At 34.6% G+C, this 2,841-nt stretch carries 3 protein-coding genes; 2 read left to right on the top strand and 1 reads right to left on the bottom strand.

Annotated features, from left to right (window positions below):
- Together GSY74_RS01035 and GSY74_RS01030 are read left to right on the top strand one after the other, a co-directional pair.
- The coding region (locus GSY74_RS01035; RefSeq protein ID WP_164663242.1) for a hypothetical protein at positions 1–601 on the top strand (601 nt) is incomplete at its 5' end.
- Between the two features lie 9 nt (positions 602–610).
- Positions 611–937, top strand: a complete 327-nt coding sequence (locus tag GSY74_RS01030) for a hypothetical protein (protein ID WP_164663241.1) — start codon at positions 611–613, stop codon at positions 935–937.
- Positions 938–956: 19 nt separating this feature from the next.
- Here the strand turns inward: GSY74_RS01030 and GSY74_RS01025 are convergent, their stop codons facing one another.
- The gene (locus GSY74_RS01025) at positions 957–2,660 is read right to left on the bottom strand and encodes an AAA family ATPase (RefSeq protein WP_164663240.1); all 1,704 of its coding nucleotides are present in this window, start codon (positions 2,658–2,660) and stop codon (positions 957–959) included.
- Positions 2,661–2,841 lie beyond the last annotated feature (181 nt).

Below are 2,841 nucleotides of genomic sequence, written 5' to 3'. Positions count from 1 at the left end.
TGTGGATGTTGATAAGTCAGGAGATACCACAACTGCCACCATCAAAATAGGGGATAAAAAAGTAGAGGTAGCCGTGCATGATAGTGGAACCATGGAAGGGAAAGTAGAGTTAGAGGATAAAGAGGGCAATCTTGTTACTTCATCTATCCAAATAGAATTGAGCAAAAGTAAAACTTCTGTTGATGCAGAGGGAAATGTGGAGACTACGGTAGAGACAGATAGTGGTGCTACGATAAAAACAACATTGGGTATTGATGGTTCAGTTGGACATGAAGTTAAATCAAAAGATGGAGTGAGTGTAGCTATCTCAGCAATTCCTGGCTCTAAAATAGAGGTAGATAAAGATGGAAATGTGGAAATCACATCAGCCATTGAAAAAGATGGTTTTATCTATAAAGCAGTGGCAACAACTAATACTAAGGGAGAGATTCAAACCAAATTTATCAAAATTGATGTGGCAACAGGGAAAGAACAAGAGATTAATACTCTCGCACCAACAACCCCATATGTCGCTGGAAGCAAAGCAGAGATAGTTGAGCTTGATGATTTAATTTATATCCAAACCACAACACCACTTGATGGTTCATTAATCATAGAATAGGAGAAGATAATGAAAAAAATAGTTTTGATACTGGTATCAGCAGTAGTAACCGTAAGCTTTACAGCTTGTGGGAGTAGCAACAATAGTACTCCAACAGAAGAGAATCAACCCGTCGCAACTTCCACTCCTGTGGTAGAGGGGACTACTCTGCAGAAAATAGATATAGATGTTAACTGTACAACACCACCTGCTATCTCGACCTATATAGAGCTTCAAAAAGGTGATAAAATTGTTAGTAAGGAAGTCAACACCTCTATCCGTACTTTTCATGATGAAAATGATGTGAAGAGCGTCTGCTTGGAGCATGGTAAAGCGTATATTGAGAGGGAGGAGTAGAAAGAGTTTTAAGTTTGGTTTATGCTACCCCATTTTTATGGGTGTAGCAATAGACCATCTCCCACCCCCAAAAAACAAGCACAACTTTTTGTAGTTTTAATCCTTGCTCTATATAGTTTTGCACCAACTCATCTTTTTGGTAATCATCAAGTTGATTTTGAGCCTTGTGAACTAAAATATCTATCTCTTTTTGGGTTGGCTTCTTTTTGCCTCGTTTTATATATTTGAACTCTAGCAATCCTACGAACTCCACATAAGGATTAAAAGGTTTGAGTAGAATATCAGCAAACCCTTTATTTAACTCATTTTCGCTTTTGATGACATAATATGGGGTCAAAGAGAGATAAGCTAAAAACATTGATTTGACAGTCTGTTCATTGTAGATATAGTCTCTAATCCCTGTGTTCTCTTTTATCATTTTGGCTAAATATTTGAATATTTCTAAATCACCATGCAAAGCAAACTCAGCCAATAAATCAGATAACTTATCTATATTTATCTCAAAAACCTTTTCTAACTCCAAAGCATCTATCAAAAAATCTATATCTATCCGTTTGACTGTCTCATTTGGTATTTTCAGATTTAGTTTCAGTTGTCTATCTTTTATCGTTACCAATCCTAGATAAAACATAAAAGATTTAAAGTTATTCTCTTTTTGCAAATTCAAAGCACTAAAATCTTGAACTAGATTGGCGATAGATACAGTCTCTCCACCGATTAGAGTCTGCAAAGTTTTGAAGTTTCCATTGAGCTTTTTATTGGTATAGATAATGGTTCTAAGTTTGGAGTAGTCGCTTCGCACATTGATATCTATCATCTCTCTTGGGAGTTTGTAATTGGATAAAAACTTATTGATAAAATATAAAATCATATCGGTATTGTAAATCGCTTCTGTGCTGTCTTCACTAAATATATAGTTATTGTACCACTCTTGGAGCAGTGCTATATCTACTTTGTCTTCTATATCAAATGCTTTGAGTGTATGGTCTAGTTCGTCACTATTTAACCCAATTAAGTTATGAAACCTATTGTTGAGTGAAATATTTTCCCCAATATTAAACCCACTGGTCACATCATACATGGTCATGGGGGTTACCCCTGTTATAAACATCCTCTTTATGGGTGCATCGTTTCCAGAAGTTCCTACTTTTAGTGTGGTAAAAAACTGTTTAAATGAGGCTGTCTTTTTTGAGACGATATTTAGGTAGTCCTCTTTGTTATTGAGTAGTAGTTTATTGGCGAAGTTGTCGTATTCGTCTATTAAAATATAAAGTTTGAGTTGGCGTTTAAGGATATAATCAAATATTTTATTAAACATAGATATGGGATTATCATTTTTAAACTTTATATCTAAGTTGTATCGCTCTACAAAACTTTCTAATTTAAGTTGTAAAACATATCTAAAACTCTTCTCCACATCATAAATATCAATAGCACTAAAATCAAATCTCAAAACTAAATAGCTACTTGCCTCTTTAGTTTTATGATTAAGTATATAGGTATCCTTAAAAATAGTGTTAAATTCATCTTTGAAATAGAGATCATAATAGGCTTCAAGTATGGCAATCCATAGTGACTTACCAAATCGTCTAGGACGCAGAAATATTAGATACCTGCTACCATACGCTTCTAGTTTGGGGATATAGTCTGTTTTATCTATAAAAAAATAATCTTCCTCTTTGAGTAGTTTAAAGTTGCTTATGCCATAGGGTATCTTTTTCATTATTTTTCCTTGATTCGACACTGTTATTATATCAGATTAAAATATCAGTTTAAGAGAATCCTTCGTGAACTACCCCTAGCTAAAGAGCTAGAGGCTTCCTAACTAGCAGACTCCAACAAGTCTGAATTTGAAAGGCTTTCTGGTTTATAGTCTTGAAGGCTAATTCCTAGCCCAAGAGACT

Origin of the sequence: Sulfurovum sp. bin170 (assembly GCF_010892395.1) — a bacterium.
GTDB lineage: Bacteria > Campylobacterota > Campylobacteria > Campylobacterales > Sulfurovaceae > UBA1140.
Note: the sequence above shows the minus strand (reverse complement) of the source record. Positions and strands in the feature narration are given on the sequence as shown.